Source organism: Streptomyces sp. NPDC059696 (genome assembly GCF_042733745.1).
Lineage (GTDB): Bacteria > Actinomycetota > Actinomycetes > Streptomycetales > Streptomycetaceae > Streptomyces.
This window is the reverse complement of the sequence record NZ_JBHWFG010000145.1, coordinates 1-1,061: the sequence shown is the minus strand read 5'-3', so window position 1 is coordinate 1,061 and position 1,061 is coordinate 1. Positions and strand designations below refer to the sequence as shown.

Genomic DNA, 1,061 nt, shown 5'->3' with positions numbered 1-1,061 from the left:
ACCCAAGTGGTCCCGCTGCGGATCCGTCCGGCGCGTTGCGATCCCCACGCAGTGGCAGAGGACAAAGTAGGCACACTGCTCCCGTTGAAGGTGACCGTGGGCAAACGCAACGGATTGTTGAAAGTTGCGGCGCCTACGGAACTGAAGGGCCGCATTTACGACTTCGTGACGGCTGCCTGCAGCGAACGGTGAACTCAGGCGATAGTCGGCAGGGCTTCGTGGACGCTCTCCACCTTGACGGTAACTCCGGCCTCGACGTTCTTGACTTCGCCATCCATCTGGAACGGCATCGGTTTGAGGGTGGTGAACTCATAGCTGCTCACACTCGGCTGGTCGCCAAGGCCCTGGGTTGTTGCGCGCAGGGCGTTCAGGAGAACCCGCCATTTGGGCATGTGCGGGAAAAGCACTACCTCGAACTTCCCGTCAGCAGGGATCGCCTCGGCCTCGCTGAGCGTGGCGTACTTGGCCATCTCCGGGATGTTTGCGAAGACAAGGCTGTCCACCTTATGGCGTTTACCGTCCGGCAGACGCATCTCGAAGGGCTCGAACTCCGAGAAGGTCTTGATCACCGAGAGCATCTCCGTGAGCGCCCCCTTGTTTCCTTTCTCCAGCTCAGTCGCCACAACGGGTGTCAGGCCAAAACCGATGTAGGAGTGGGCGTACTCGGCCGGCTCAGCGTCACCCGTGCTGATACGCAGCAGGTCGATATTGTGCACGTGACCCTCAGCGATTGCTTCTTCCAAGGGCTTCGTTCCCACCGTCCGGCGGTGGTCGTTGGCATTTCCAGCTGCCAAAACGGCACACACTGCTTTGGGGTTCTCCGCCTGCCTCACGCCATTGACTACCTCGTTATAGCCTCCGTCGCCGCTCACGGATACCACCAGAACATCCCCTCCGCCCGCTGCGGCCTCGCGGGCCAGCTCCACGGCGTGGCCGGCGTGCTCTGTTGGGCGCAGGACGATGTCCGTCTCATAGGCAAGAAGCTCCTTGAGCTTGCCCTGTAGTTCCTCTGCAAGCTCTGGAGCGTTTCCCGTGCTGTTGGGATTGAAGATGATGACGAT

General features: G+C 60.7%; 2 protein-coding genes. One reads left to right on the top strand and one right to left on the bottom strand.

Going from position 1 to position 1,061, the window contains the following annotated elements; genetic code table 11:
* On the top strand, positions 1-192 hold a 192-nt coding region (locus ACFV20_RS37220; RefSeq protein ID WP_385665629.1), incomplete at its 5' end, for a hypothetical protein.
* Between the two features lie 2 nt (positions 193-194).
* On the opposite strand, the gene ACFV20_RS37215 is transcribed toward ACFV20_RS37220, so the two are convergent.
* On the bottom strand, positions 195-1,061 hold an 867-nt coding region (locus ACFV20_RS37215), incomplete at its 5' end, for a diacylglycerol/lipid kinase family protein (RefSeq protein WP_385665626.1).